Genomic DNA, 4,477 nt, shown 5'->3' with positions numbered 1-4,477 from the left:
TCCAAAGACACTGTATCCTTTGCTCTCACCGGAACAATTTCAACCCGTGAAATGGTTTTAACATCACCCCCCGCATCCCCCGTCACCTGTAGAGGCAACACCTTTGCCAGCAGTGAAAAAAAAGGCACAGGATTATTCAATGCATGATATTGAAGGTAAGACACCAGCCCATCCTCACCATAATGATATCCCGCTTGTTCAGCAGCAGTAAGCAGGGCTTCATTAAAGCGCCTTGTTGTTTTATTCAAAGCTCCTTTAGGACGCCCTCTTCGGCGTAAAGGAAGACAAGATTTATCCGCCATCATTCTATTCCTTTAAAGAAAGAGAAGAGCACCCCACGACATAAAAACAGCATAAAAACCAACCACAAAATTTCAAAAACAGAAAAGAACCTTTTGATGCAAAATAAAGACCCATTGGATCATTCAAACCCTCGCAAACTCTCTTTGTATAGCAGGGTATAATGGGCACATTTTGGTGCATTCTTTACGGGAGAATTGAACGAAAATTCTTTGCCTTTTGATCACGAGCCTCTCCCTCTCATCCCAATGCCCCTCTCCAGTCTTCAAAGAAATGGACAAATCTTACCCATTCCTTCCAACAAAGGAGCATCGCCAACAAAGGAAGCATAAAAGGTCAAAGAGCCATAACGCCTTTAAGAAGAGCCCCCCGCATAAAGAATAACAAGAGCATTTTTACTAAAGAACCAGAAAGGCACTCTCTGCAGCCCCCAAAAACATGACAAAAGTTCTCTTCCACCACTGGGTAAAATATAGCAGATTGTATTTCATGAACAAAATCAACCACTAAATCTCAACAAAATGTTTTCATACCGCCCACAGACAATAAATGAAAAAACAAGAAAGCCAAGCGTCTTCTTAATTGGGGATTTTCTTAAAAACAAAAAACTTGATCTCCCTCACCCTCTCATCACCCAGCAAAGCATTGTTTACGCTGCACAAATCAGTCAAAGATGGCTTAAACATTCTTTTTGGCACAATCTTTTGCCCATAGAACGCTTTTAAAGCGTTCTCTACTTTGTCCAGTAATTTGCAAAGGCAAAGAGCATTTCCAGAAGAGAAAAAACACAAGACTCTTGGATAGGATATTGAATTTCAGCTGATAGGTGCAACGAAAGTAAGCCATAAGGAAGAGGAATGGATAATTTCCTTCTCTGCCGCCTTAGAGGCTAATAATTTCTCTCATTCTCTCAAGATATTGAATAGGAGAAGATTTGACTCTAGAGAAATTTTTTTTGAGCAAACCGCAACTTACAAACACTTATGCGCTTACCAGCATCAATCTGTCTGCTTGGTAAAAACGCACAATTCCGATTGTGTCATTATGATACTGATTTAGATTAACCTTGTCAAGCTTTTATCTGTTCTTAATAAGCATTTTTATCTGCCTCATAAGAATATCCACCACACGCGCACAGCCCACCCCCCATGGGCAGCTTTTCCTTTCTGTTTTCCGCTTTATGTTTGAGTTGTTATTTTTTAATTTCTGTTATTTTTTCGGTTTCAGGCAAAAAGACCAACTGGTTGTCTTCTTTTGCAATTGTCACTGCCATTTCATCATGAATTTTTCCAAACAGGATATTTTCCGCCATTGGGTCTTGAATTTCTTTTTGGATAATACGTTTGAGAGGTCGTGCCCCATAGAGAGGATCATAGCCTTTATCGGCAAGGAATTGGCGTACTTCTGGTTTGATGTGCAAAGTTATTTTGCGTTCATTGAGCAAATTTTGCAAATATTGTATTTGAATATCAACGATAGCTTCCATATCTTTCCGTTGCAACCGTTGAAAGAGGATAATCTCATCAACACGGTTGAGAAATTCGGGACGAAACGCTGCCTTAACAACATTCATCACCTCGTCTTTTGCTTGATCGGTTGTTTGTCCGTCAGGCAAAGCGGTTAAAAATTCAGCACCAAGATTGGAGGTCATAATCAGCAAAGTGTTACGAAAATCGACGGTACGTCCTTGACTATCGGTTAAGCGTCCCTCGTCAAGCACTTGCAACAAGAGATTAAAAATATCAGGATGTGCTTTTTCTATTTCGTCAAAGAGAATGACTTGATAGGGTCTTCTACGCACAGCTTCAGTCAGCACACCACCCTCTTCATATCCCACATATCCAGGGGGAGCACCAATCAGGCGTGCACCGGCGTGTTTTTCCATATATTCAGACATATCGATGCGCAACATTGCATTGGGATCTTGGAAAAGAAAAGCGGCAAGCGCCTTTGTTAGCTCGGTTTTTCCCACACCGGTAGGTCCCAAAAACATGAAAGAACCCAGTGGGCGATTGGGATCTTGCAGGCCCGCACGGGCACGGCGCACAGCACGGGAGACAGCCTGTACAGCTTCACCTTGCCCCACCACACGTTTGCTAATTTCGTCTTCCATACGCAAAAGCGCTTCTCGTTCTGCCTCAAGCATACGATCAACCGGAATTCCAGTCCAGCGAGAAACAATTCGTGCCACATGTTCAGCGGTGACTGTTTCTTCGACGAGATGATTTTGCTGGTCATCATTTTCAGCAATACTCAATTGTTTTTCGAGCTGAGGAATAACGCTATAAGCAAGTTCACCGGCTTTTTGGAATTGTCCATCACGCTGTGCAATAGCCAAGGCATTGCGTGCTTCTTCGAGTTGTTTTTTCAAATCGGCAGCATGTCCTAATTTTTGTTTCTCCGCCTGCCAAGCGATTGTCATCTCTCTCGACCGTTGTTCCAATGTACTCAGTTCATTCTGCACGGTTTTGAGTCGTTCTTTTGCCGTTGGCTCCACATCGGTTTTCAAAGCCTCTCGTTCGATTTTCAGCTGCAAGATACGCCGATCAATAGCGTCGAGTTCTTCAGGTTTTGAATCGACCTGCATACGCAAGCGTGCTGCTGCCTCATCTATGAGGTCAATGGCTTTATCGGGCAAGAAACGGTCCGTAATATAACGGGAAGACAACCTTGCTGCAGCGGTCAAGGCACTATCGGCCAAGCGCACCTTATGATGTTGTTCGTATTTTTCTTTAATGCCGCGCAAAATAGAGATAGTATCCTCAAGGCTTGGCTCTGGCACAAAGACAGGTTGGAAGCGTCTTGCAAGAGCGGCATCTTTTTCGACATATTTGCGATATTCATCCAAAGTTGTGGCCCCCACACAATGGAGCTCTCCACGGGCAAGAGCAGGTTTGAGCAAGTTAGAAGCATCCATAGGGCCATCGGATTTTCCAGCCCCGACCAGATTATGCAATTCATCAATAAAGAGAATGATCTGTCCATTTTCGGCTTGCACTTCCGCCAAAACAGCCTTGAGACGTTCCTCGAATTCACCGCGATATTTTGCCCCTGCGATAAGCGCTCCCATATCGAGGGCATAGAGCTGTTTATCGCGCAAAGTTTCTGGCACATCGCCATTAACAATGCGCAGAGCCAACCCTTCCACGATAGCGGTTTTTCCCACTCCTGGTTCACCGATGAGCACAGGATTATTTTTGGTACGCCGAGAGAGCACCTGAATGGTGCGACGAATTTCCTCTTCACGTCCAATGACAGGGTCGAGCTTTCCCTCGCGTGCATCTTTTGTCAAATCACGGGCATATTTTTGCAAAGCCTCATATTGGCTTTCAGCATGGGGGCTTGTTGCTGTTTTTCCTTTACGCAGCGTATTAATCGCTTGATTAAGCGCTTGCGGGGTTAATCCTGATTTTGTGAGAATGTCGGCTGTTTTTGCAGATTTTTCCATAATCAGTGCTTGTAATAAACGCTCCACGGTCACAAACTGATCACCGGCGCCTTTTGCCAGATCTTCAGCCAGTGTAAAGACTTTAGCCAAGGGCTGGGCGAGATAGAGTTGTCCATTACCGCCTTGCACTTTTGGCAGAGCCTCGAATGCTTGCGTCAGCTCCTTTTGAATAACAGAGAGATCACCACCGGCTTTTTGGATAAGAGAGGCTGCCAATCCTTGAGAATCTTCTAATAAGACTTTGAGAAGGTGCTCTGGCATAAATTGCTGATGATCAGAAGAGAGGGCATGATTTTGTGCTGCTTGTAAAAAACCTTGCAACCGTTCGCTATATTTTTCTAGGTTCATTTTTTTTCCTTTCTTGCACCACCGCGCTTTAGCTCCCCCAAGCACTAAGCCAAGGAAGTAGCAGCTCACAAACACTGCCCGCAGCATGAAGAATAACCGTCGTGCTAAAGGGAATATGGGTTCTCAAAAGCTCCATAGCAAGAGGGCAAGCAAGATGTGCTGTTATTTTTCAACAAAAGCACACCCCAGCAGATTCCTGTCCCCAAAACACCCCAGCATACCCCACCCATCAGCCATGCACCCAACACCTGCATCGCCACCGCACCAACCACCTCACCAACCACACCGGCACCATACTTCCCCACGCACCCCACACATCCACCATCACCACACCCACCAGCAGCCAGCACACCCACAAGCATCCCATCACCCACCAACAGC

General features: G+C 44.9%; 3 protein-coding genes. All 3 read right to left on the bottom strand.

Translation table 11 applies throughout. From position 1 onward, the window contains the following. Positions 1-302, bottom strand: a 302-nt coding sequence (locus tag BN202_RS05360) for a hypothetical protein (protein ID WP_019219578.1), incomplete at its 3' end; no start/stop codon positions are given. 1,190 nt (positions 303-1,492) lie between these two features. Beyond that, on the bottom strand, positions 1,493-4,096 hold the full coding sequence (gene clpB, locus BN202_RS05350) for an ATP-dependent chaperone ClpB (protein ID WP_019219574.1): 2,604 nt from the start codon (positions 4,094-4,096) through the stop codon (positions 1,493-1,495). A 104-nt stretch (positions 4,097-4,200) separates the two neighbouring features. After that, positions 4,201-4,477, bottom strand: a 277-nt coding sequence (locus BN202_RS05345) for a hypothetical protein (RefSeq protein WP_198005539.1), incomplete at its 5' end; no start/stop codon positions are given.

It is taken from the genome of Bartonella florencae (genome assembly GCF_000312525.1).
GTDB lineage: Bacteria > Pseudomonadota > Alphaproteobacteria > Rhizobiales > Rhizobiaceae > Bartonella > Bartonella florencae.
Note: the sequence above shows the minus strand (reverse complement) of the source record. Positions and strands in the feature narration are given on the sequence as shown.

What these genes read in the sequence shown, in the direction of transcription:
- clpB (WP_019219574.1), bottom strand. Translation starts at nt 4,096, where the DNA reads ATGAACCTAGAAAAATATAGCGAACGGTTGCAAGGTTTTTTACAAGCA.